The organism is Prevotella vespertina, assembly GCF_009728485.1.
Lineage (GTDB): Bacteria > Bacteroidota > Bacteroidia > Bacteroidales > Bacteroidaceae > Prevotella > Prevotella vespertina.
In genome coordinates this window covers 47,364-72,950 of sequence record NZ_VVIQ01000003.1, presented here as the reverse complement: position 1 = coordinate 72,950, position 25,587 = coordinate 47,364, and the positions used below count along the sequence as shown (strand labels likewise).

The following is a 25,587-nucleotide window of genomic DNA, read 5'->3' as shown; positions in this document are numbered from 1 at the left end:
ACACTTCACGTTTTTATTTAAACTTTTGTATGTCTTGTAATACTTTGAAAGAGAATTACAAACTTTATTTTCACAGAATTTGCTTATAACAGGTATGAGAAATATAATTAAAAGAAGCAAACCTATCTTATCTGTTTTCGTCCAAGCCAGAATAGATACAGACTGTAAAGTTAAATAAATACAGAGAAATACTCCCCCTATAACATTTAAGATTATATCTATTAAATACCACTCTGCATATCGATACCGTCTTCTTGGATATTTCATCCAAAGAACTGAATACTTCGATATAGTATATATACTAAAAAACATGTAAGATAAGATTTTATACACTTTCATACAGAATTAGTTTGATCATATAAGATAGAACTTTATAGTTTTTTGTGACTTTCATCTTGTTTATATCATGTCTAATATTTTTAATATTCCATATATTAATGATGCGATTGCACCAATCCAGCCTTTTATGTACATATACTCACCGCCTCCCCCAGAATGATGCGACTTAGAGCAAATCCATATCATAATAATGCCTACTATTATATAGTTCATGCCCTCTAGTGCTCTATAAAACAACCCGATGACGCCTGAAATAAGAAGAGTACATAAAACTATATAGGCAACTGAATACATTAAAGACTTTTTGCATTGCGATTGCCTTAAGCGATAGAATAGATAGCAAACTAAACTTATAGTCAAAAAACCAGATATACTATATAATCCCATTGCTTCAATTTATTTATTATTTGAATCAACCTCCTTGTGAGGATTGATTTTTCCTCATTTAGCTAGACACTTTTTTGTTATATTAGCTGAATAAGTAGACAGCCTTTTTGTAAGTCTACTGGAAAGCTAGACACTTGGTCTTTATTGGATATGCAGAGCTTGTGGCTTCGCTTGTGTTGCAATACTGGATGCTCCTCAATGGATCATTCTGTTTTATGCTGGTTGACATACACCTTCACTAGCGATTTGTTGTCTGGCTTGGCAAAGATAGTGGATTGTTTTCATTCCTGCTATCTTTTTGAGGATAAACTTTCTTCTTCCACACTCTTTTCTGTGTGCCTTGCTCGAAGTGAGCGTTCTGTGGAACCTTGTATCCAATGCTCATGTGCGGTCGGCAATATTTGTGGAAGTGAATGTATCGAATCCTATGATATAATAAAGAGAGAGCTTGGGAATAATTAATGTGTTGATAGCCATGCTCTCGCTTGTTAGCTTGATAGAAGTGGAGACAAGTAATCGCCGTTAGTTAGTCTTTATGGTTATTTCTTGTTTTTACTATATGGGTATATACAACTGGATATTTGCTACTATCTAATAGATGCGAATCGCAAAATTGTCTCTTATTGTATTTGCTCTTATTAAATGGATTCTTGTAGGAAGATGCAAAGCTTCTATTGAAGAACTAAAATCTTTGTGGATGAATATAATTCCAGTATGAGGATTTGTTCTTATACATACATTACGAAGGGTTTTAAGATCTGCATGTCCGCTGGTATGAAAACCATCTCTAGTCCCATCATAAATCCTTCCGTTGAAGAGCTCCCGCATTGCAATGATTTGTGGGTTAAGGTGTTCTTTTTCCCCATTATGGTATCCTTGCCACATCGAGTAAATCAGGTAAGGAGGGGCGTCATTGTAAGTATTTATCAGTTTCTTTATACGTTCAATCTGGCTGCTTCTAACAGGTATTAAGAAACCTCTCTTCATTAGAAATTCCCTAACCTTTGGTTCATTATATTGATTTAATAGGAATTTGTTAGAAAAATTAAAGATACTACTCTTCGTGTATTTTGTGAATATATCCAGTATTGATGATAGGAAATGGTCACAACAAAATACTCTGTGTGTTAATTTGCATGCTTCTTTAAAAGAGGCTAATCGTTCTAAGTCCGTAGAAGAACAGAGTGCGAAAACATACTTATGCCGTTTTAGAACTTTTATGGTATTAGACAAGATATCCATTTCATGTAATACTTTCTCTTGCGTCCGTCCCAACATAGTTCCTTCGGTTATGAGAAGGTCTATTTGCCCGATATAATATTTCAGAATGCGGTCTAACCCTTTTCCTAGATAGCCATGATTTCGAAAGTCACCTGTATGTAATATAACTTTCCCTTCAGATTCAATCTTAAACATATAAGCATCAAAGGCAGAATGACTGCAGAAGTAAGGGGTAATTCGGATATCTTTGATTTGTATAGGTTCGTTGGCAAAGTATGTACGCATATGATTGATAGTATTCTGCTCTTCCTTTGTATCTATATGTTTGGAAAGTGTATCATATTTGCACTTGATAACCTCCAAAGCTCCTTTACCAACGTATTGTGGAATGTCGTTTGGAACAAGATGAAATAGACCTATATGATCTCCATGATAGTGGGTGTAGAATATTGCATCCGCATCCGCTGTAATTTGAGTAACTTGTTCTACTGTTAGTTCCTTTACCCTATTTCCTGGTAGATTACTACCAAGATCAATGATAATTTTGGCTTTTGTAGTTGCAATTTCAGTAATACATCCACCAATTTGATTAGCTCCACGATGTATGGTTATGTTTATCATATTATATATACGCTCTTTGGTGATATTGAAAGGTTGTTATAGGATGAAGATAATTGGGGCTTATCTATCATAAAGCTGATACTCTTCTTTGTTTAGCCATATAACTCTTATCCCTTTAGCTTCTCCTTTCTGTTCCTTTCTGAAAACCTCCTTTTGGGACTCAAAACTAGTTCCATCTTCTTTGAATTGATAACAAAAGATAAATTCAGGTTTGTGACTGCAGTCTATCTTGATATCTTTGGGTAATAACCCCAGTTGTTTCTTCTGCTCTACAATTTCATCCATTTCCTTAGTAAATGCCTCTTCTGTCTTGGTATTAGCTCCAATAGAGTAAGCATACGAATGGGCATGATCTTTGAGTCCAGATGTGCCTTTAAGCGCCTTGGTTCCCTTCTTTAGTTCTATGATGCATAGACAATGATCGCTGTTTCTTATGGCTATGATATCAAAGCGTGGTGATGGAATCTTTCCTGCAGGGGTTCTTTTATTCCCACAATATTTGAATTCAGATCTTTTACTGACCTGATATTCTAAGTCGATAATTGTATAGTCTGATAATTTGTACTGATTACGTAGACACAAAAGATGTTGTGCCTTTTTCTCTTCAACGCCTTTACCATTTAGAATATTCTGCCAATAGTGCTCCATAGCAGCACTAATGTATGCTATATAAGCCTCATATTTCCCCTCTTTGAAAAGCTGTAGACAATGATTTTCCTTTTCTATGATTTCAAGTTGATCTTTTTCTTCTTTTTTAGAATGTTTTCTGAAGTAGTTCCTGTCAATCTCTATTCTCTTATCGGAATAGACCCGTGCTATGTTACCTCCCCAATAATAAATATTAAAGTAGTTGTCTCTAATTTGAAAGGTTAAATCTGGGTTTTTGTTGACACATTCCAAGAATTTGTTTAATGGTCCTTCTAATAGACTCTTTCGGAGAGTTTCGCCTGATTTATCTACATGAAATCCTCTTTTATAATGGTTGCTCATAATACTGAATGATTAAATGTTATGTAATAATGGTTGTGTCTGGTATAATTGGTACTGATCATCTAATACTGCTCCATTAGCATATAAGGTGTTACTTATTAGAATTTTACCTACAGACTCATGAGCATGTCCGAATAGATGGGCATAGGGCTTGGTGCTAAATATTCTGTCACGAATAGCCTTATTCCCCCAGTGTCTCCCTGCTGATTCGTCAAGAATCATTAATGGTGGTTCGTGGGTGATGATAATATCCGCCTTAGTTGGGATTTTCTTTTCATTATGATTGTAACCCAATCCAAAGAGTGTAATGCCTTCTAGTGTAATACTCTTATCTTGCAAGAAGAATACGTTATTAGGTAAATCCTCTATATTATCCGCATCCCATAAGCATAGGTCATGGTTACCTGTTATGAAGATTTTATATCTATAGGGTAGGGTTATGAACCAATTAAGGAAATCTAGAACTTCTTTTTCTGTTCCCATGTCAGTGAAATCTCCGCAGTGAACGATGATGTCAGCCATAGGTAGATTTGTCAATAAATGGTGCCTGTTGTGTGTGTCAGATATATGAAGAATCTTCATTATTGTTTAGATGAATATTTAATAGGATAAGTTAATAGTATTTTGGTTAAGTACTCTTCATAAGACTGCTCTTTTATTCTTTTCGCTTTTCAATCTTGATCAGCAATAAGCCGATAGCAGTCCATATCAACTCTCGGATGCGGACAATCAGTGCGACGAAGATACCCGCACTTGAACTAAGTCCTAAGCCAGTAACTGACATGAGGAATCCGCCTTCGCGTCCGCCCAGTTGCAAAGGCATAAAGAAGAGCATGTTGGCAAATAACGAGGTGAAAGCAAGGATGAGGATGCAATCGAAGTAATTGACGCTTGGCATGAGAACCAATAGAATGAAGAAGATCTCTAAGGCACTACAGATTCTGCAGGACAGCTCCAATAGAACCGCTGTAAAGAACATACGTGGGTTTTGGTTATGAAGTGATGCAATCTGTCGGTCGATGTTATCGAGTTCTTCTTTATGCTGATGAATGAAAGGCTCTGCCCACTTCTTAATGAACGGGATGTGTCGCACGATACTCATCACACGCACGGCAAGTCCTTTCTTATAGCCTGTCAAGAAGAACCATATCGCTGCTATACAAAAGATTCCAGTAACGCTTAGCATTGTGCCCATCAATAGGTTGACGGGTTGAGTGAACAAGTAAAGGAATATCGATAGGAACCAAAACCAGAAGTGACTGAATATGTGTGTCATAGCATATAGCACAACAGATGATGTGGCACGCTCAACTCCTATCTTCGGTGTTAGTTCCATGATACGATAAGGTTCGCCTCCCATCAATCCGCCAGGCGTTGCATAGTTAAGTGCAAAGCCAGATACCGTCACTTTGTAAAGCCAATGAAAGGAAACACGTTGCTGTTCCGTATTTCCTTTCGTTTGGCTTTTTATGATGACATACCATGCCGATGTGTTAAACAGATATAGAACAGCCCATAGTGCAATGACGGCAAAGAACCAGTAACCAGCATGCTGTAGATTACGCCAGACATCAGCAAAGTCGAGTTGAGTAATCATAATGACTAACACGACTAAGCCGAACCCAAAGAATATATTCTGATGCTTTTTACTCATGAGTCTATGGATGGAGTTCTATCTGTTGGATAGATATTATCCTCGCTTCTCTTCGTGTCGCTCGCTATGTGGAGTGCGGTCTTCCCGCTTATGAGGGATAGCGAAACGCACTTTATCACTCTCATCACGCTTCTCCTTATAGAGCTTTGGTAGCGGATGAACTAGAGCCTCGTCATATTCTGCACGATTGCGGAAGATGTCGATAGCAAGGTAGATGGCATGGCGGAAAGCCTGCTCGTTGGCAACGCCTTGCCCTGCAATCGCAAGGCTATTAGGTATCTCTGCGGCTGTACGAACGAGTGACATTCCTGATGTATAGTTGATTCCTTGGAAGTCAGAGAGTGTGCGGAAGGGGGATAAACCTTGTTCGTAATACATAGCCAAAACCCCATCAAACTCTTGATAATCGCCGTTACTGAAGAAGGTATCGGCAGCATACGGACCAAAGACTTGTATCTCCTTTTCCACGAGTTCGTTGATAGCAGGCATGATAACCTCTTCTTCTTCGGAACCCAATAAGCCATTATCGCCCGCCTTAGGGTTCAATCCTAATATGGCAATGCGTGGACAAGAGATTCGGAAGTCGCGTCGTAAGCTCTGGAAGAGTTCTTTTGTCTTGTTCTCAATACTTTCTTTCGAGATAGAATCAGCCACTTGACGGAGAGGAAGATTACGTGTTGCCAATGCCACACGCAGTCCTTCGTGGATAAAGATAGATAATCCGTTCCCTTCAGTCTCTAAGTGATCTTCAATATAACGGCTTTGCCCACAGAAATGGAACTTGTCATTATTGTCAATAGGAGCAGTCACTAACACGTCGAATAAGCCTTGACGATAATCCTCCAGCGCCTTATCTATCGCCTTCAATCCAGCCTCGCCCGATTCCTCTGAAGCAACACCTAGCTCAACCTTTATCTCTTCGTCAAAGACAGGGAGCAAGTTTAATCGTCCTTCTTTAGCCTCACTTGCATCGTTGATAATCGTGAAGTTTGCCTCCATCTCCAATGCATTACGATGATAGGTGGCTACTTTTGGCGATCCATAGATAATGGGTGTGCATAGCTCAAGCATATCTGGTTCAGAAAAGGTCTTGAATATCAACTCATATCCAACACCATTTGTATCTCCGTGTGTGATAGCTACGCGGACTCTTTTATTCTCGTTCATATATGTATATCTTGTATAGTTTGATACTGTCTTATTCAACTTTATCGTCTCTCTTCAGCAATCTTCTTGGCTGTAGAAAGTAACCCACAGGCGGCAAAGATGTCTTGACCACGACTCGCACGAATAGTCGTAAAGACTCCATGTTGCGTTAGATAGTTCCTGAATTGTTCCATCTTGTGGTCTTCAACTCCATGCAAAGGTATGTTGGGAATAGGGTGGAATCGAATCAGATTTACCCTACATTCTAGCCCCCTAACGAGCTTCACAATCTCCTTAGCATGCTCTTCAGAGTCATTGACTCCCTTAAATACTATGTATTCAAAAGACAACCGACGCTGGTGCGAAAAGTCATAGTTACTTAGCAATTCAACGATACTCTCAATCGACATTCCCCGCTCGGCAGGCATCAATTCCGACCGTTGTTCATGCAGAGGAGAGTGCATGCTGATTGCCACATGACAATTACTTTCTTCCAAGAATCGCTTTAACTTCCCCTTGATTCCTACACTACTTACGGTGATTCTCTTAGGCGACCACGCATAACCAAAGTCAGCAGTCAGCACCTCAGTAGTACGTAAAACGTTATCGAGATTGTCCATTGGTTCGCCCTGACCCATGAACACTATGTTGGTCAGTTTGTCACGTTCTGGGAGGGAATATATTTGGTTTAGGATATCAGTTGCACTCAAATTCCCTTCAAAGCCCTGCTTACCTGTTTGGCAGAAGAGGCAATTCATCTTACAACCAATCTGTGAAGAAACACACAATGTGGCACGATCTTCTTCTGGGATATATACTGTTTCAACAAATTTCCCACTATCCGTAGGGAATAAATACTTGATTGTTCCGTCCTTAGAATGTTGAGCATCAATAGGTTCTTTACAGCCTATCTCATATTCAGCAGCTAGTTTCTCGCGGTTTGCCTTAGAGATATTTGTCATCTCGTCAATGCTCTTCACATGTTGTGAATAAAGCCATTTCGCCATCTGACCACCTGTAAATGCAGGCATCCCCAACGACTTCGCAACCTCTTTCAGTTCGCCAAGTGTCATTCCTAACAGATACTTCTTTGCTGTTCCCATCCTTGTTCTCAATGTTTTATTGCCTGCAAAGATAACGAAAAAAAGGCTAAATCCGTGTTCTTTTTGTGCATAAGTTGTCTATCTCTCTACAATCTACTTCGATTGAAAATGATGTGATGTAGTACGAAACGGATAATGAAGTCCAGTGCAAGGAGGCTCTGTCTCGTTAGCAAAAATCAAGGAAGAGTAACGAAAAAAAGCCTATTCTCAAATGAAGAAAGGCATCTACAGGATTCCTCCAAGTGCTTTGTAATACCTCTCCAAGTGCTTTGTAATGGTTCTACAAGCCTTTTGTAATAATCCTGTAAATGCGGAACTGCAAGTAAACGAGTGGAGAAGTTTACGAGTAAACGACTTGATCTACCAGTCGAATTCATCCTTATAGCTATCGAAAATGGCTCCATCTTCATAGCCAAAGTCCTTGAACACGTTGTTAATAAACGCTTGTTCGGCAGGCGGAATAGGCTTTTCTCCGTTCCTCCTAAGGTAATAGGAACCATTACCATAGTGCGAAATGAGTTGGCGACGAATACTTGCTACATCTGTGGCAAGCACTTTGTCGAATGTATATCTCATGCCATACGCCATGCGAACGACCTTTTCTGGCTGGTAATAAGTGCAGTTGTCCGTCTTATTTACAGCTGGATTGACACACTTAACGATTTTATCTCTGCATACCTCTGCGCTTGCCACGAGTCGATGTAAGCAGGTTTTGCCCTTCTCACAATGAGTGTTATAACATAAGAGATAATGCTTTGGTGCCCCTTGATAATAATTCTTGTTCTTCATTTCATCAGTTGTTAGGATCAAACTAATTCTTTGTTTGTAGCTTTCTAATTGGTTATCAGATATGCTGAATGCAAAGGTAATAAATTCTATTCAGTATGAACTGCATTCGTAATAATAATTTTCTCAATCGGAATTTGCTTTGTTAAGTCGACTTAAAGAGCCTGTTCTAAGATAGAGATCATGCGAAATTATGTTAAAGATAAAGCCTAATCGCCTACGATATAAACTTTTCTTTTTATCTTTGCAATCGTAATGAGAATAAGAAACTCTCATGATGTAAATTTTATTTGATGATAAGTGATTACGTTAGATGGAATGGAGCATGACACTGACGATGGTGGGAGCCACAAGAGGTGACATGCTTCTTCTAACGATAAACCGACTTTTTAGAAGAAACAACATTATAAACTATAAAATAGAAAAGTTATGGCAACAGTTTATGACTTCAATTTGAAAGATAAAAAAGGTAATGAGGTGAGCCTCGAAACATATAAGGGTAAGGTTCTTCTTATCGTTAATACTGCTACTGGCTGTGGCTTCACCCCACAATATGAAGACCTAGAAGCTATGTATCGCAGCTTGAAGGATAAGGGCTTGGAAATCCTTGATGTTCCTTGCGATCAGTTTGGTCACCAGGCACCAGGTACTGATGAAGAGATACATGAGTTCTGTACAGCTAAGTTCGGGACTGACTTTCCTCAGTTCAAGAAGAGTGATGTAAACGGAGCAAACGAACTTCCTCTTTACACATGGTTGAAGAGTCAAAAGGGTTATGATGGTGGTGCTTACGAGGAGAAGTTGGCTGCTATCATGGAAGACTTGTACAACAAGGCTAACTCGGAACCACGTAAACAGAACGATATTCAGTGGAACTTCACTAAGTTCTTGGTAAATCGTAACGGCGAGGTTGTTGCTCGTTTCGAGCCAACTGTTGATTGCAAAGAGGTTCAGAAAGCTGTTGAAGCAGAACTCTAAACATACTGACACGTAAGTTAATATAGAGAAGGATGAGCTGGCGGAGAGACTCCGTTAGTCATCCTTCTTGTGCTTTATTCTTATTCTCAATAGTTAGGAATGGCAGTAGACATCGCTGATTTTCGCAAAGGAGTATATGGGGTTGTGGCATCAATTCCGTCAGGAAGAGTGTTAAGCTATGGTAAGATTGCATGGCTCTTGGGTTATCCTCATCATGCACGATTGGTGGGAAGGATGCTACATAATGCTGGCGAAGCGGAGAAACTACCTTGTCATAGGGTGGTGAATAGTGCTGGGAGGACTGCTCCTGATTGGGCGGAACAACGGCAGTTACTCGAGTCAGAAGGTGTTACCTTTCGGTCGAATGGATGTGTAGATATGAAGAAATGGCAATGGAAACTAGATGAATAGTTCTCATTGCCATTGCTTTTTTATGGCCGAAAAGTTGATGTTTTAGCGAGTAGGGTGTGCGCTGTCGTAATCCTCTTGATAGTTGTCAGTTTCGATATAAATATAAATCTTATAGTTTGGAAAGGCTGCACGTATGGTGCGCTCAATGTCGTTGATAATCTCAGGCGATTGCGCTTCACACTCGTCTTTGATATCCACCTTTGCCGTCACAAGTATGTCTGTCGGACTGAGATGGATTGTTTTTATATTGATGAGCTTGCTGATGTCATCTCTATTAAAAGCCTCATTGATACGAGCAAGATCCTTTTTTGTAACGCTCTCGCCAATCAACAGACTATAAAACTCACGTGCCAATAAGAGCGCTGCAAGGCAGAGTAGCACACCGATAAGCACACCCGAGAGTGCATCATAGAATGGATTGCCTGTGAAATGACTAAGAAGTGTACCCATCAAAGCAATCAACAAGCCCACAACAGCACACATATCCTCGGCAAAGATGATGAGAATTTCACTGTGACGGCTCTCTCTCAAGAAGCGATAAAGGGGCAGATTGTCTTTGTTTAGTTCGTTGATTTCCTTGAAGGCAACGCGCAGGCTGATACTTTCCACTATCAATCCGAAGACGAGAATACCCATGACTAACCATGTGTTCTCCACACTATGCTCTGGATGAAACAGCTTTTCCATAGCCTCCATGATACCTAAAGCACCTCCCGCAAAGAACAACATCATCGCAACTACCATGCTATAGAAGTACTTTGCACGTGCTTGTCCAAACGGATGTTGGTCTGTTTGCTCTGCTTCTGCTTGTTTATTACCTACGAGTAAGAGTATTTCATTACCGCAATCCACGATACTGTGGATCGATTCATTTAGCATTGCGGCCGATCCAGAGACTGCAAAACCAACGAACTTAGATATCGCCACGAGTACATTTGCACCCAAAGCAGCGATAACACTCATCATTCCTCCCTTGTTATTATCCTTTTCCATTATCCTTATTGATTATTTCTTCGCAGCCTTTTGCGCCTCTTTTACCATCTTCAAACGCTCCTCGTAGTAAGGACGCCACTTGTTAATCATAGCCTGAAGGTCTTTACTTCGCTGTTCCAGTGTATAGTATTCCTCTGTGTCCGTTAGGTTGAGTTTACTCATTGTTAGCATTTGTTGCAACATAACTTTCTGATGTTCTTCAGCTTGATGCAACTGATTTCCTAACTTCTCAAGCTGCTCCATGAATGCTAATGCACGATCAATATGATTCTCCTTATCCATTCTTTCTATTATTATATGTCATGTTTAATGGTCGCAAAGTTACGTAAAAAGATGGATAAATATTGCTTTTAAAAGATTGAATATAGGTGTAATAAAGGATTTTGTATTATCTTTGCATACTAGAAAACAATACATTCAGATGGAAAAGAACAAAAAGATAAGTTGCTTCTTAGCCTATAGTTCGAGTGAAACAATGGCTTCATTGATGGCTCAACTGCCTATGGGAAAAGGAGAGATAGTTGATCAAGTGTTTTTCTTAGCGGCACAGTCTGTTGCTGTAGAAGGCATACCTGAGCAGGCAAAAGTATTGCAGGGAACAGGCTTACTGGCGTCAGACATGATGCTGTTGATGGCTAAGTCCACAGAAGTAGACTATGTTTTGTTCTATATGAAGTCAAGTCCTTTGACCTTAGGTTACCATGCTTTGGAACGCATGATACAAGTGGCTGAACAGACAGGGGCGGCTATGGTTTATGCAGATCATTATTCCGTTGAGGATGGAAAGACGCAGAAACATCCTGTAATCGACTATCAGTTGGGTAGTATTAGGGATGATTTCGACTTTGGATCAGTAGTTCTTCTAAATGGAAAGATGCTGCGGAAATATGCAGAAGAGCGTCAATCAGAACATTATAAATATGCAGGTTGGTATGACTTGCGCCTGTTCTTGAGTCGACAAGGAAGTATTTTCCACCTGAATGAATACCTATATACAGAAGAGGAAGACGATCTTCGTGCCAGTGGGGAGAAGCAGTTTGACTATGTGAACCCACGCAATCGAGAGGTACAGATTGAGATGGAGCAAGCTGCAACACGCCATCTTGCAGCCATCGGAGCCTTGGTTGACACGCAACGTTATGCTCAACCCGACTTCACAAAAGGTGATTTCCCTGTTGAGGCTTCGGTGATTATCCCTGTTTATAATCGTGAGAAGACTGTGAAAGATGCTGTTGTTTCAGCTCTCTCACAGGTTACTGATTTCCCGTTTAACGTCATTGTAGTGGATAATCATTCAACAGATAAGACTACAGAGATACTTAATTCTTTGGCAACGGATGACCGATTGGTACACCTCATACCCTCAAGAACAGACCTCGGGATAGGTGGTTGCTGGAATTATGCTATCAATGACGAACATTGTGGACGCTTTGCAGTACAGCTGGATAGTGATGATCTCTATTCGTCAGAACGTACATTGCAAACCATAGTTAACGCCTTTCATGACCAGAAAGCAGCAATGATTGTGGGGGCATATCGTATGTGTGACTTCGATTTAAACACCTTACCTCCGGGCTTGATAAGCCATAGTGAGTGGACAGAAAACAATGGTTGTAACAATGCATTACGTATCAATGGACTTGGAGCTCCGCGTGCTTTCTTTACGCCACTAGCCCGACAAGTGCAGTTCCCAAACACTAGTTATGGTGAAGATTACGCCATGGGATTGGCTTTCAGTCGCTCTTTTCGTATTGGAAGAATCTATGATGAACTTTATCTCTGCCGTCGTTGGGGTGGGAATAGTGATGCTGTTCTGAGCTTAGAGAGGCTTAATGCCAACAATACATACAAGGATCAACTGCGTACAATGGAGTTGCTTGCACGCAAACAACAGAACGATAACATAGAGAAAGGGCTTTACGATTTTTTTCATAAGCAGCTGAACCAATGGAAAGAAGTACAGACTCGGTTTGAGGAGTTGGCTAACGTGCAGACACGTGAGGTGGGTTCAGCCCTCGCGCAATACAATCCTGCACGCATGGTAAGCACTGGGGCGAAGATAGATAAGGCCTCCCTTGCGAAACGTCCTTGTTTCCTTTGTGCTAAGAACCGCCCTTCTGTACAGATAGGATTGCCTTTTCATCATGATTTCGACATCTTAGTCAATCCTTTCCCCATCCTTCCTATCCACTTCACAATACCTGCTTGCAAGCACCAAGCACAGTCTATAGCCGCAAACTATGGTCAGGTGCATCGCTTGTTGAGCTTATATCCACACCTGATGGTATTTTATAATGGTCCAAAGTGTGGTGCCAGTGCTCCTGATCATTTGCATTTCCAGGCAGGGACAAGCGGTATCTTACCCATACAGAAGCATTGGAAAGCATTGTGGAGGACATCTAAACCATTGTTGACATTGGATAACAAGGATGGAATCTATGCGATAGAAGATTATATCTGTCCAGCTCTTGCTATTGTGAGTCACGATGAGGAACATGATACACAGTTGTTCCAAACAGTCTATAATGCCCTCCCTTTGAAAGAAGATGAGTCCGAACCGATGATGAACATCGTGTCTTGGCGAGATGAGGAACGCTTTATCTCTGTTGTTTTCCCACGTCAGAAGCATCGTCCAGCATGCTATTCTGCAGAGGGAGATGCCCAATACTTGGTGAGTCCCGGTAGTTTGGATATGGGTGGTTTACTCATTCTTCCACGTCAAACAGACTTTGAAAGAATGACTGCAGAACGTGCCGAAGCCATCTTGCAGGAGGTTTCTTTATCAAAAGAGGCGATGGATAAGGTTGTTAAGAACATATCATTGGCTAATCAGAAAGCAGAACCAGAAGTTTCTGTAGGTATTGTCAGTGCAGAAAAGATACATTTTCAATTAAATAATGAATATACTCTTGATGGTCAGGAGGCGATTGGTGAACAGCTTGTTGAGTATTCTCAAGGTAAGATAAGATGGAAGGGTGCCTATTACGAAGAACTCCTTTTCACTCCAAAGAGTGCGGAGTCATCCTTTACATTGGCAGATGTTACTATTGGTGTAAACTTCCATTGGGAACGAAAAGAGGCTCAGACATTCCTCGGGCAGCTGCATCTTATCATTGATGAAGGTAAGATTGTGGCAATAAACAAGCTCCCCGTTGAGCGTTACTTAGCCAGTGTTATATCCAGTGAGATGAGTGCTACCTCCTCATTAGAGCTTTTGAAGGCACATGCAGTTATTTCTCGTAGTTGGTTGTTGGCGCAGATAGAGAAGCGGAAAGATATTGCTAACAATCGAAAGAGTGCCACTTCGGCTATGATCGAAACACCCGAAGAGCTGGTAAGATGGTTTGATAGGGAAGACCATAAGCTCTTTGATGTTTGTGCCGATGACCATTGTCAACGTTACCAAGGTATTACGAAAGCTACGAGTCCACATGTGGAGGAAGCCATCAAGGCAACTCGTGGACAAGTATTGATGGCTGGTAACGAGATATGTGATGCCCGTTTCAGCAAATGTTGTGGTGGAGTAACAGAAGAGTATCAGTATTGTTGGGAGAATCTAAGTAAGTCTTATCTGCTTTCCGTTAGTGACAAAGCACTTTTAGGTGCTACTCCAAGTATAGACTTAACCAATGAAACTCATGCACGAGAATGGATCTTGTCTTCTCCAGAAGCATTCTGTAATACGCACGATACTGCAGTTTTGAGTCAAGTACTCAACAACTATGACCAAGAGACGCACGACTTTTATCGTTGGAAGGTGGACTTCTGTCAAACAGAACTTGCTGAGTTAATACGCAGAAAGACGGGTATTGACTTTGGAAAGATCGTTGATTTGCAACCATTAGAGCGTGGAAAGAGTGGGAGAATCTGTCGTTTAAAGATTGTTGGGACTAAGTATAGTCGTATTATTGGTAAAGAGTTAGAGATAAGACGCACGTTGAGTGAAACTCATTTGTATAGTTCTGCCTTCGTTGTAAAGCGTAGTGACATAGAGAACGGAGTGCCACAACACTTCCAACTCATTGGTGCGGGCTGGGGACATGGCGTTGGCTTGTGCCAGATAGGGGCTGCTGTAATGGGGGAGAAGGGCTATAAGTATGATAAGATTCTCCACCATTATTACCAGCAAGCAATAATAGACACCTTATATATATAAGGCGTAAAGAGTAAGAGATGAACGACGGACAACAAATACGAAAGGGGGTTCCTATAACAAGCCAATGGTCTAGTCATTGGTTATGGATACCTACGCTCTATCTTACACGTGGTTTACCTTATGTTATCTTATTGATGACTTCGTTGGTTTATTATAATCGGATGGGGTTGTCGAATGGTGCTATTACTCTTACAACATCATGGTTCTTCCTTCCCTTTATCCTACGTCCTCTACTGGGACGAATCGTTGTTGGTTATGAAAGTAAGCGTTTTTGGATAGTCCTTACAGAGTGTGTTATGGCGTTAAGTCTTGTTGCTTCAGCCCTTTCGGTGCGCCTTGATAATTGGTTTTCATACTCTGTTGCAGCCTTTATGGTCATTGCGATAGCTGCAGCCTTGCATGATGTAGCTATTGAAAGACTCTATAATCGCGAGGCATTATTGCTGAAACGACCTGCATTCTTTGGTCTTCGAGCTGTCTCTTATCTGCTTTCTATCATCGTAGGGATGGCTATTCCCATCACATTAGCAGGTAACTTGGAGGTGATTAATAGAACTGTTCGTCCAGCCTGGGCTACTCTTTTCTGGGCTTTAGCCGTTTTGATGATTGCACTGACCTTATTGCATGCCCTTATCCTGCCAAAGGCTGTTATTCGCGCAAAGCTCCCTATATGGAGTGGTGTTACTCGCCAATGGTGGCATGATGTGACAGCTGCCTTCATAAGAAGACCTCATTACGTTGCAAATCTCGTCTTTCTCTTTTGCTTTTTGATACCAGAAGGAATGTTTATAAGGGTTGCTCCACTCTTTCTGATTGACCCCGGAAGCAATGGCGGATTAGCTCTATCGCCTCAAGAATTAGGTTTGGTGCAAGGCACAGTGGGAACTTTTGCCTTTATAGCAGGATGTGGCTTAGGTATAAGTCTTGTCCGTCGGGATGGTTTACAACGCTGGTTATGGCCTTTTGTCATGACCCTCACTTTACCAAAGTTCCTCTTTGTCTACCTAAGTTATTATTTTGTTTCCACCTTATCCATCATTAATATTTGTATTATTATTGATTACTTTGGGGCGGGCTTGGGCTTAACAACTTACATCGTATGGCTAGGCTTTTGTACAAAAGGTAAGCATTCCACCTTCACTTATTCATTAGGAACAGCAATAACAGCCTTTTCTATGGTGATGTCTGGATGGTTTACAGGCTTCTTACAAGAGTATGTAGGTTATCGAAAGTTCTTTCTTATGGTTGCAATATCAGGTATTATCAGTTTCATTGTGGCTTATTTTATACCGATAACAAAGGACATTGGTAAGCGTGAAAGGCTTATTTAATCCTGTAGGAACTACTTCTTTCAAAATGATTTGTTACTTGTTAACCTTTTTAAAAAAGGTATTTAAATCGTTTGATAGTAATGGAAAAAGTAGTACTTTCGTGCTCGGAAAGTTATAAAAGGTAATTAGAAAGATATGAAAATCAAGTATTTTTTAATGGTAGCTGTCGTTGCTTTGATGACAGCATGTGGTACTGCTTCTAAGGTACCATTGACTGGGCGCACCCATAGACTTAGTGTTTCGGATGCTCAACTACTAAGTCTTAGTAACCAAGAGTACACAAAGTTCATGGCATCTGCAAAGCGTTCAACGGATGCAAAGAACACTGCTATGGTTCAACGAGTTGGTCGTAACCTTGCAAATGCAGTAGAGACTTACTTGCGAAATAATGGTTATGCCAATGAAGTAAAGAACTTCCAATGGGAGTTCAACCTTGTTCAAGACAAGCAAGCAAATGCTTTCTGTATGCCTGGAGGTAAGATTGTTGTTTATGAGGGATTACTTCCTTATACTCAAAATGAGGCAAGTTTAGCTATCGTTTTAGGGCATGAGATTGCGCACGCAGTGGCTAAACACAGTGCAGAACAGCTTACTAAGCAGATGAATCAGCAGATGGGAACAAACATCCTAGGTACTGTCTTGAACTCTGCTGTGGGTAGTGGTGTTGGTGATATAGCTGCTCAAGTAGCTGGAGGATACTTCTCCTTCCGTAATCTAAAGTACAGTCGTGACAATGAAAGTGAGGCCGATTACATGGGATTGATATTTGCTGCGATGGCAGGATACGACCCCGCGAATGCTGTAACATTCTGGAAACGTATGGCAGCAGGTACTAATAGCAATACATCTGAGATTCTTAGTGATCACCCATCAGATGCTCGTCGTATTCAAAACATTGAGAAGTGGCTACCAGAAGCAGAGAAGTACTATCGTCAGAGAGACTCTTCTAATGTTCGCACAAGCACAAGCTCGACAGCAGGAACATTATATATCGGTTCGTCAAAGAAGACTTCAAAGAAGCGCCGTTAAAGCCTAGTTGAAATAGAAACAACATGCTGTTCATATTCAAGAGACGCCTCTTTTATATTAAGGAGACGCCCTCTTTGATGCAAAGAGACGCCTTTCTCAATATGAGAAGAGCGTCTCTTCGTATTTAAATAGGCACATATTTTTATGTAAACATTTGATAGATTCATTTTTTATCACTATCTTTACAAACGAAATCAAACCTTTACTGCTATGATAGATAGTATAATACAGAACCTTTGGTTGGTATGGTTGCTAGCTGGGATAGTATGTCTAATCCTTGAGATGATGAGTAATGACTTCTTCATCATGTGCTTTGCCATTGGTAGCTTGTGTGCTTCATTAATCTCATTGGGGATAGATAGTATTGTTGTACAGGTCATTGTGTTTGTTATCTTCAGCTTATTAAGCATTTTCTATGTGCGTCCTATTGCCTTGAAATACTTTCATAAAGGCGAGAATCAGCGGTTGAGTAATACCGATGCTCTGATTGGTCGTGAAGGAAAAGTAACCGACAAAATAGAATCGGGAGGCTATGGACGAGTGAAGATAGATGGTGACTCGTGGAAAGCAAAGTCAGTAGATGGACAAGAGATAGGCGTTGGAGATGATGTTCGAATACTTCGTCTCGACTCTATCATCGCAACTGTTGAGAAATGTTGAAATATGTGTGACAACTAGAAGAAACGATATTAAATAACCCTTCTCTTGCCTTTTTAGAGTAGTTCTCATTATGAAACAGTGGGTGAGAGAACCTAAAACTTATGCTTATGAATATTATTGCTTGTGTGTTTGTTGCGGCTATTATCTTGGTAATTATCTTTGCCAAGATGTCAATAGTCATCATATCTCAGAGTGAAACTAAGATTATTGAACGATTGGGAAAGTACCATGCTACACTCCGACCGGGCATTAACATCATCATACCTTTCATCGATCATGCTAAGGATATAGTAGTGATGAGAGCTGGCCGATACGCTTATACCAGTTCAATTGACCTACGCGAGCAGGTGTATGACTTTGATCGTCAGAACGTGATAACCAAAGATAACATCCAAATGCAGATTAATGCGCTGCTCTACTTTCAGATTGTTGATCCGTTTAAAGCGGTTTATGAAATCAATAACTTACCTAACGCCATTGAGAAACTGACGCAGACAACACTCCGAAACATCATAGGTGAGATGGAACTTGACCAAACGCTTACCTCTCGAGATACGATAAATACGAAGCTAAGATCGGTTCTTGATGATGCAACAAACAAGTGGGGAATCAAGGTGAATCGTGTAGAACTACAAGATATAACGCCTCCTGCAAGTGTTTCTCAGGCTATGGAGAAGCAGATGCAGGCTGAACGTAACAAGCGTGCAACCATCCTTACGAGTGAAGGACAGAAGCAGTCGGCTATTCTTCAGTCGGAGGGTGAGAAGCAAGCTGCCATCAATCGTGCTGAAGCTGACAAACAACAGCAAATCTTAATAGCTGAAGGTCAAGCACAAGCACGCATTCGCAAGGCAGAAGCAGAGGCGATAGCTATTCAGAAGATAACTGATGCTGTGGGGCAAAGTACTAACCCTGCCAACTATCTCATTGCACAGAAATACATCCAAATGCTTACCGATCTCGCTCATAATAACAACCAAAAGACTGTTTACTTACCATTTGAGGCATCAAATCTTATGGGTTCTATCGGTGGTATTAAGGATATGTTTAAGGGATAATAGATAATGACAACACAGGACATAAATCTTTGTATTTTTTGTGGTGCACGTCCTAACTTTATAAAGGTGGCACCTATTATTAGAGTAATAAATAAGTTATCAGAAAGTGATAATGCTCATAAGGTGGGCTATTCACTTGTATATGCTGGTAGCGAGGATGACCCGACGTTAGAAGATAAGCTCTTTGAGGAGTTGTCAATCCATCGTCCAGATGCTTACCTCGGTGTTGATTGTGAGAATCTTAACGAACTCACGGGGCAGGTAATGTCGAAGTTTGAACAGTACTTACAGGCTAATAGCAGTGATGTAGTTATCGTTGTTGATGACTTGGCATCGACAATGGCAGCCGCAATAGTCACTAAGAAGCAAGCAATTACACTTGCGCATATTGCCGCGGGGACGCGTTCTTTCGACATAACAATGCCTAAGGAGATCAATAGATTGGTCATTGATGGACTGTCGGACATCCTCTTTACAGCAGGATTCAGCAATAATAGTATTGCAAACAAGGAAGGGGCCGAACTTTCAAAGGTATATATGGTGGGCAACATCCTTATTGACAATATCCGTTATAACCGTGAGCGCATTGAGGGAATGAGCCTTGCTGACATTGATGCGTTGGCTGGTTTACCTATAAAAGAAGGTAATTATCTTGTCTTTACATTGAATCGTAAGGCCTTACTTGCTGATCAGGACAATCTGGAGAAGATGCTCCGTGTCTTGAGCGAGACTGCTGGCGATTTACCAATCATTGCTCCTTTGCGTGACTCTGCGGTACAGGTTATCATGTCTCTAAGCCTAAAGAAGAATATAAACTTGCATAATCTGCATATCGTTAAACCGCTTGGTTACTTAGAGTTTGCCTATCTTACTGCTCATGCACTGGGCATCGTGACCGACTCGGGGAACGTTGCTGAGGAGGCAACATTCAATAGTATTCCTTGTATAACACTCAACAGTTACACCGAACACATAGAGACTGTGAAGGTCGGAAGTAATGTTCTTGTTGGTGAAGACGCTGAGTTGCTTCGTTCGGCACTATCAGATATGGTCGTAGGAACGTGGAAGAAGAGTGGAATACCTGATAGATGGGATGGCAGATCGGCTGAACGTATCTTACAGATATTGCTTGAGCACCATTAAAGGTACGTTCTTTTAGAATCTTCGAAGAACTTATATAGAAGGATAAACACCCTCTTCTAGCAATCTATTCAGTTGGATTGATAATGCAGAAGAGGCTGTTTCTCCTTCTTTTTTATCTATTATTACCATTTATAAATAGTGTAGAGAAGAACTTAGTTTTCATTAATTTCGTACCTTTGCACTGATATTTAAAAGGTGATAAGATTATGCACGGACATACAGATAACTACACTTTCTTGACGCAAGGACCGATACATCGTGTCATACTAACGATGGCTGTACCCACAATTATATCTATGCTTGTGACCGGACTGTACAACATTGCAGACACATTCTTCGTTGGCAAGATCGATACACAAGCCACTGCAGCTGTCGGGGTGTCGTTTTCTATGATGTTCTTTGTCCAGGCGATGGGGTTCTTCTTTGGGCATGGTTCAGGTAATTACATATCTCGTGAGTTAGGAGCAAAGCGTCATGGCAATGCTATAAAGATGGCATCAACAGGCTTCTTTAGCTCTTTCTTCTTTGGACTAGTTATCCTTGTTCTGGGTGAGATATTCCTTACTCCACTCTCATTAATGCTGGGTAGTACACCAACCATCCTCCCTTACACAGAGAGTTATATGCGTCTTATCCTCTTGGGAGCACCTTTCTTGACCTCATCCCTTACGCTGAACAATCAGATGCGATTGCAAGGTAATGCGAACTTCGCCATGTATGGCATTGTAACAGGTGCTATCTTGAATGTTGCCTTAGACCCTTTACTTATCTTTACATGCGGTATGGGAGTTAGTGGAGCAGCCCTAGCGACTGTGATAGGACAGTTCGTTTCGTTCGTTATCTTATTCTTTATGACTCGAAGAGGGGAGAATATTGCCATTCACTTTCGGCACTTTTCACCCTCATGGGCGGCTTATAAGGAGATATTCTACGGTGGTAGTCCATCATTAATGCGTCAAGGTCTGGCGTGCGTAGCCACTATGTCCCTCAATCTTGCAGCTGGTGTTTATGGTGACTCGGCTATTGCTGCGATGAGTATTGTCGGTAGAATTGCTATGTTGTCATTTGCTGTTGTGATTGGATTAGGGCAAGGCTTCCAGCCAGTTTGTGGCTTTTGCTATGGGGCGGGACTCTATACTCGATTGAAGAAAGCCTATCACTTTACGGTAGTTCTTGGCACTAGTTTCCTCATTCTACTTGCTATTGGAGGCTGGATAGTGAGTGATTCCCTTATAGGAGTGTTCCGTGACGATCCTAAAGTAATTGAGATAGGAGTGGTTGCATTGCGTTGGCAGCTCTGTACCTTCCCTCTCAATGCCTTTATCTTAGCAAGTAATATGATGGCACAAACCTGCCGTAAGCCTTTACGAGCTAATGTGCTTGCAGCTGCAAGACAAGGTTTATTCTTCATCCCACTCATCTTTATCCTTCCAGCTCATTTTGGTTTACTAGGCGTTGAGATGTGTCAAGCGGTCAGCGATGTATTCTCTTTCACATTATCAGTGCCTATTGTTGTTTATACCTTCAAAGAGTTTAATAAGGAAGCTGCGGCTAGGAGGGTTACAGAATGAGTAAGATTTATATAAAGAACATGGTTTGTGATCGTTGTAAGATGGCTGTAGAGCAGACCTTACAACGTCAGAATCTACATTCAATAAAGGTTGATTTGGGCGAAGCTATCGTCGAGGAAGAATTGACGGAAACACAACTCTTAGCACTTCGAACGGCTTTAAAAGAATTAGGTTTTGAACTTCTCGGAGATAGAAGACAGCAGACAATAGACCTCATAAAGTCCTCTTTGATAAAACTGGTACATTATCAAGATAACCAGTCTGCAACAACTCTGAGTGATTATCTCGTCTCTCAACTCCATCAAGATTATAGTTCGCTTTCAAAACTCTTTTCGGAAGTAGAAGGAAAGACCATCGAACGCTATTATATAGAGCTTCGTATCGAGCGTGTGAAAGAGCTAATTCGTTATGACGAACTTACTCTTACACAGATAGCGCAGCGTATGAATTATTCTTCGGTAGCCTATCTCTCCAGTCAGTTTAAGGCAGTTACGGGAATGACTCCATCTCAATTCCGAGGGATGAAGACGAATACTCGTATGCCTTTAGACCAACTTTAATATCTTATTCTGGCTTCTGGTAAGCATCCTTATCATACATATCTCTCAATAAGCTAATACCTGCTTGCGTCTTAAAAATATTCTTGCAAGCAGTGTCAATGGCGTGTTGAGAGCAATTATCCTCATACAAGTTAACAAGGAAGTCCGCCTCTACAAGAATCTGATAATCTAATCCATCGATGTGGTTATAAGTATGATGATGCCCAATAAGGAAGCATATCCTATCCATCTCATGATCAGTGAATCCACCCAAACGCACCATTAGATTACGAGCCTCTTGAGGTCCTTCAATCTCTTGATACTTACCATTGCTAGAACCATACTTGCGTTCGCTGAGATGAATCCCAATGTCATGAAGAATAGCAGCAGACTCTAGTATGTCTTGTGTCTCAGCCTCCAATCCTTCTAGCGTACCAATGGTAGCAGCTAAGTTATGTACCTTTAAGAAATGATGGATACGTCTTGCATCCCCTTTATCATATTCCGTCATTGCAGCAATGAGCTTTGCGTGTTTTCTATTCATCATCTAATACCTTTATAATAACGTATTGCAAAAGTAAGTCATTGCATTTAGAAAGAAGTAAGATAAGCGTGAAATAATATGAAAGGAAGCATTTTGTAGGAATGTTATAACCTTTATCCATAATTCTGTAACACGCTTTCCTCAATATAAGTGTACCTTTGCAAGCGACAAGGAGAAAGTCTTCTTGCAAACAACTAATATAATAAAATGAAGTTATGAAAAGTGATATTTTTGCAGTAAGCGGTATGAAGTGTGTACATTGTAAGGCTAACGTAGAGAATGCGCTAAAGTCCTTAAATGGTGTAAAGAGTGCAGAAGCTAATCTAGAGAAAGCCAATGTAAATGTTGAATATGATGAGTCTGTTGTTACTCCAGCACAACTCAAGGAGGCAGTAGACAATAGTGGGCGCTATGAGTTGAGCCTATAAGGAGATAAGTATGAAGCAAACAATTCCTGTTATCGGCATGGCATGTTCTGCATGTTCTGCCAATGTAGAGAAGAAACTGAACGAGCTTAAAGGCATTAATACCGCATCGGTATCATTGCCTGGTCGTTCCGCTTTGGTCGATTATGACCCCGAAACCATCTCACTGGAGCAGATGAAAGCTGCGATCAATGGGATTGGTTATGACTTAGTTATTGATAAAGAGACTTCAGTTGAGGAGATTGAGAAGCGCGAATACACGTTATTACGTCGGAAAACCATCCTTTCTTGGATATTCTCCATTGCCGTAATGAGCGTTTCGATGGGATGGATTGACCTCCATTCACGCACCATTGCCAATCAAGTTTCTCTATTGATTGCCTTAGCAAACATTGTTTATTGCGGTCGACAGTTCTATGTTTCAGCATGGAAACAACTCCTTCATGGCACTGCAAACATGGATACCCTCGTAACCTTATCCACGGCAATATCATTCCTGTTCAGTGCTTTCAACACCTTCTGGGGGGATGCTGTATGGGCGAGCCGAGGTATCGTTTGGCATACATACTATGATGCGGCTGTAATGATCATTACCTTTGTCTTGACAGGACGAATGTTAGAAGAAAAGGCAAAGGACGGCACTGCCTCCTCTATTAGGCACATGATGGGTATGGCTCCAAAGACGGCACATATTGTTGATGGTGACCGAATAGAAGAAGTGCCAATATCGACGATTGAAGTAGGAGATATTCTAGAGGTTCACCCTGGCGAGAAGGTTCCTGTCGATGGAGAAGTTATCTCTGCCGAGAGCTTTATGACCCCCGATGCCGCCTATGTTGATGAGAGTATGATCACAGGCGAGCCTACCCCTGCCGAGAAAAAGAAGGGTTCAAAGGTGTTAGCAGGCACTATTCCTAGTCAAGGAGTATTCCGCATGAAGGCAAATGAGATAGGTGAGAACACGGCATTAGCGCATATTATTCGGATGGTGCAAGAGGCGCAAGGCTCTAAAGCACCTGTGCAACGCATTATCGATAAGGCTGCTTTAGTGTTTGTTCCAGTCGTTACGCTCATTGCCTTGCTAACCTTTCTTCTATGGTGGCTGATAGGTGGCGAGGCTTACTTACCACAAGCGATTATCTCTGCCGTAGCCGTTTTGGTCATCGCTTGCCCATGTGCCATGGGATTGGCTACACCGACTGCCTTGATGGTAGGAATTGGTAAGGCAGCACAAAAGCAGATACTCATCAAGGATGCAGCAGCATTGGAGAGCTTACGTAAGGTGGATGCACTTGTAACCGATAAGACGGGAACGTTGACGATACCTAATAAGGAGGTAGACTTCACCAAGGCTGACAATCTTCCTTTTGAGAAGCGGGAACAACTGAAGCCAAATGCTCGTGAGGCGATGGAAGAATTGCAGAAGAGTGGGATAGAGGTCTATATGATGAGTGGTGACAAAGATGAGGCTGCACACTATTGGGCTGATAAAGTGGGTATAAAGCACTACTTTAGTAAGGCTTTACCGCAGGACAAAGAGAACCTTGTTAAGTGTTTGCAATCTGAAGGAAAGCGCGTTGCAATGGTAGGAGATGGCATTAATGATACCCAAGCGTTGGCGTTGGCAGATGTCAGTATAGCGATTGCCAAGGGTACAGATGTTGCAATGGATGTAGCGCAAGTGACGCTCATGGGCGATGATTTAGCTACCCTTCCAGAGGCAATCCGACTAAGTAAGAACACCGTTAGAATGATATGGGAGAATCTTTTCTGGGCGTTCATCTATAACCTTGTTTGTATTCCTTTGGCGGCTGGACTATTATATGTCTTCGGCATTAACTGGCAGATTACACCTTCTTGGGCAAGTGCCCTAATGGCATTCTCAAGCGTTAGTGTCGTTTTGAATAGCCTTCGCCTGCGTTGGATGAAATAGTTTTTTTCTTTATTTTCCTTGCTCCTTTCAATTAATCTTCTTACCTTTGCCGCCGTGAAACAATTAGCAATGACATATCAAGTGAACGAAGTACTGCAAAGAATTATTCGATTCTTTGCATCTTTTTGCACTTTATCTTTGGTCAATCCAAATAATTTGCTAACACACACACACACTATGCGCACCTAGCGTACAATAACACATTTTTTCTTCTCGCATACGCGCGCGCGAAGCGTGCCGTAACCCCTGTAAACAAAGGACTTCTAGGAGTTTCCTTTGTTCGCTTTTTTATGCCCTTTTGTGAAGTAGATTTAGAGCAAAATAAGAACGAAATAACAACTATTTTAATCAATGAAGTAATGAGAAAAAAGCAAGTAAAGAAGAGTTACTCTGCACCAGCGTGCATGATAATTCAAGTCAACGAAGCCACTAATTTAATGCAAACGTCTTTCCCAAGTCAGCATAAGAAGGCTCACAAGGCTACTGGTCCAGCTGCTGCTAAGGCAAGTCAATGGAATGATGAAGACTTAGAAGATGAGAGCACATCTTCATGGGAAGACTAACAGAGA

The 25,587-nt window shown here is 41.1% G+C and carries 23 protein-coding genes; 13 read left to right on the top strand and 10 right to left on the bottom strand.

Translation table 11 applies throughout. The features are described from left to right. Positions 1 to 1,317: 1,317 nt before the first annotated feature. From F0475_RS03585 to F0475_RS03555, 7 genes are all read right to left on the bottom strand, one after another. A complete protein-coding gene (locus F0475_RS03585) occupies positions 1,318 to 2,568 on the bottom strand; it encodes an MBL fold metallo-hydrolase (protein WP_155715417.1) in 1,251 nt (416 codons plus the stop codon). Between the two features lie 60 nt (positions 2,569 to 2,628). Continuing rightward, positions 2,629 to 3,558, bottom strand: coding sequence for a hypothetical protein (locus F0475_RS03580; RefSeq protein WP_234422946.1), 930 nt, complete (start codon positions 3,556 to 3,558; stop codon positions 2,629 to 2,631). 12 nt (positions 3,559 to 3,570) lie between these two features. Continuing rightward, positions 3,571 to 4,140 (bottom strand): metallophosphatase domain-containing protein, encoded by a 570-nt coding sequence (locus F0475_RS03575; RefSeq protein ID WP_155715415.1) that lies wholly within the window; start codon positions 4,138 to 4,140, stop codon positions 3,571 to 3,573. 73 nt (positions 4,141 to 4,213) lie between these two features. Next, positions 4,214 to 5,212: a lysylphosphatidylglycerol synthase transmembrane domain-containing protein gene (locus tag F0475_RS03570; protein WP_004382596.1), complete on the bottom strand. Its 999-nt coding sequence runs from the start codon at positions 5,210 to 5,212 to the stop codon at positions 4,214 to 4,216. A gap of 36 nt (positions 5,213 to 5,248) precedes the next feature. Next, positions 5,249 to 6,379, bottom strand: a complete 1,131-nt coding sequence (locus F0475_RS03565) for a PdxA family dehydrogenase (protein WP_009436095.1) — start codon at positions 6,377 to 6,379, stop codon at positions 5,249 to 5,251. A gap of 41 nt (positions 6,380 to 6,420) precedes the next feature. Then, complete coding sequence (gene rlmN, locus F0475_RS03560; protein ID WP_155715703.1) at positions 6,421 to 7,461, bottom strand: 23S rRNA (adenine(2503)-C(2))-methyltransferase RlmN; 1,041 nt, start codon at positions 7,459 to 7,461, stop codon at positions 6,421 to 6,423. Between the two features lie 360 nt (positions 7,462 to 7,821). After that, positions 7,822 to 8,250 carry a DUF6078 family protein gene (locus F0475_RS03555; RefSeq protein WP_155715413.1) on the bottom strand — a complete coding sequence of 143 codons (429 nt, stop codon included), beginning with the start codon at positions 8,248 to 8,250 and terminating at the stop codon, positions 7,822 to 7,824. Positions 8,251 to 8,676: 426 nt separating this feature from the next. On the opposite strand from F0475_RS03555, the gene F0475_RS03550 reads away from it, so the two are divergent. Next, complete coding sequence (locus tag F0475_RS03550; RefSeq protein WP_009436142.1) at positions 8,677 to 9,225, top strand: glutathione peroxidase; 549 nt, start codon at positions 8,677 to 8,679, stop codon at positions 9,223 to 9,225. Positions 9,226 to 9,324: 99 nt separating this feature from the next. Beyond that, on the top strand, positions 9,325 to 9,636 hold the full coding sequence (locus F0475_RS03545; RefSeq protein WP_155715411.1) for an MGMT family protein: 312 nt from the start codon (positions 9,325 to 9,327) through the stop codon (positions 9,634 to 9,636). Positions 9,637 to 9,678: 42 nt separating this feature from the next. Here F0475_RS03545 and F0475_RS03540 read toward each other — a convergent pair whose 3' ends face one another. Together F0475_RS03540 and F0475_RS03535 are read right to left on the bottom strand one after the other, a co-directional pair. Next, entirely contained in the window at positions 9,679 to 10,629 is a 951-nt protein-coding gene (locus tag F0475_RS03540; protein WP_155715409.1) for a cation diffusion facilitator family transporter, read from the bottom strand. Between the two features lie 12 nt (positions 10,630 to 10,641). After that, positions 10,642 to 10,911 carry a hypothetical protein gene (locus F0475_RS03535; RefSeq protein ID WP_009436135.1) on the bottom strand — a complete coding sequence of 90 codons (270 nt, stop codon included), beginning with the start codon at positions 10,909 to 10,911 and terminating at the stop codon, positions 10,642 to 10,644. 139 nt (positions 10,912 to 11,050) lie between these two features. On the opposite strand from F0475_RS03535, the gene F0475_RS03530 reads away from it, so the two are divergent. The 8 genes from F0475_RS03530 (at position 11,051) to F0475_RS03495 (ending at position 22,137) form a co-directional block, all read left to right on the top strand. Further along, positions 11,051 to 14,785: a DUF4922 domain-containing protein gene (locus F0475_RS03530; RefSeq protein ID WP_155715407.1), complete on the top strand. Its 3,735-nt coding sequence runs from the start codon at positions 11,051 to 11,053 to the stop codon at positions 14,783 to 14,785. 17 nt (positions 14,786 to 14,802) lie between these two features. Continuing rightward, on the top strand, positions 14,803 to 16,116 hold the full coding sequence (locus F0475_RS03525; RefSeq protein WP_155715405.1) for an MFS transporter: 1,314 nt from the start codon (positions 14,803 to 14,805) through the stop codon (positions 16,114 to 16,116). 135 nt (positions 16,117 to 16,251) lie between these two features. Beyond that, positions 16,252 to 17,145: a M48 family metallopeptidase gene (locus F0475_RS03520; RefSeq protein WP_155715403.1), complete on the top strand. Its 894-nt coding sequence runs from the start codon at positions 16,252 to 16,254 to the stop codon at positions 17,143 to 17,145. A gap of 210 nt (positions 17,146 to 17,355) precedes the next feature. Continuing rightward, on the top strand, positions 17,356 to 17,805 hold the full coding sequence (locus F0475_RS03515) for an NfeD family protein (protein WP_155715402.1): 450 nt from the start codon (positions 17,356 to 17,358) through the stop codon (positions 17,803 to 17,805). 101 nt (positions 17,806 to 17,906) lie between these two features. Continuing rightward, the gene (locus F0475_RS03510; RefSeq protein WP_371520126.1) at positions 17,907 to 18,863 is read left to right on the top strand and encodes an SPFH domain-containing protein; all 957 of its coding nucleotides are present in this window, start codon (positions 17,907 to 17,909) and stop codon (positions 18,861 to 18,863) included. Positions 18,864 to 18,869: 6 nt separating this feature from the next. Further along, positions 18,870 to 20,006, top strand: coding sequence for a UDP-N-acetyl glucosamine 2-epimerase (locus F0475_RS03505; RefSeq protein WP_155715400.1), 1,137 nt, complete (start codon positions 18,870 to 18,872; stop codon positions 20,004 to 20,006). Between the two features lie 206 nt (positions 20,007 to 20,212). Beyond that, a complete protein-coding gene (locus F0475_RS03500) occupies positions 20,213 to 21,577 on the top strand; it encodes an MATE family efflux transporter (RefSeq protein ID WP_155715398.1) in 1,365 nt (454 codons plus the stop codon). Then, positions 21,574 to 22,137 (top strand): helix-turn-helix domain-containing protein, encoded by a 564-nt coding sequence (locus F0475_RS03495; RefSeq protein ID WP_155715396.1) that lies wholly within the window; start codon positions 21,574 to 21,576, stop codon positions 22,135 to 22,137. Before F0475_RS03500 ends, F0475_RS03495 begins: the two co-directional genes overlap by 4 nt. Positions 22,138 to 22,141: 4 nt before the next feature. Here the strand turns inward: F0475_RS03495 and F0475_RS03490 are convergent, their stop codons facing one another. Continuing rightward, the gene (locus F0475_RS03490) at positions 22,142 to 22,660 is read right to left on the bottom strand and encodes an HD domain-containing protein (protein WP_155715702.1); all 519 of its coding nucleotides are present in this window, start codon (positions 22,658 to 22,660) and stop codon (positions 22,142 to 22,144) included. 215 nt (positions 22,661 to 22,875) lie between these two features. Between F0475_RS03490 and F0475_RS03485 the strand changes: the two genes are divergently transcribed. From F0475_RS03485 to F0475_RS03475, 3 genes are all read left to right on the top strand, one after another. Then, positions 22,876 to 23,088: a cation transporter gene (locus tag F0475_RS03485; RefSeq protein ID WP_004382618.1), complete on the top strand. Its 213-nt coding sequence runs from the start codon at positions 22,876 to 22,878 to the stop codon at positions 23,086 to 23,088. Between the two features lie 10 nt (positions 23,089 to 23,098). Then, a complete protein-coding gene (locus F0475_RS03480) occupies positions 23,099 to 25,018 on the top strand; it encodes a heavy metal translocating P-type ATPase (RefSeq protein ID WP_155715395.1) in 1,920 nt (639 codons plus the stop codon). Positions 25,019 to 25,377: 359 nt separating this feature from the next. Next, entirely contained in the window at positions 25,378 to 25,581 is a 204-nt protein-coding gene (locus F0475_RS03475; RefSeq protein WP_234422945.1) for a hypothetical protein, read from the top strand. Positions 25,582 to 25,587 lie beyond the last annotated feature (6 nt).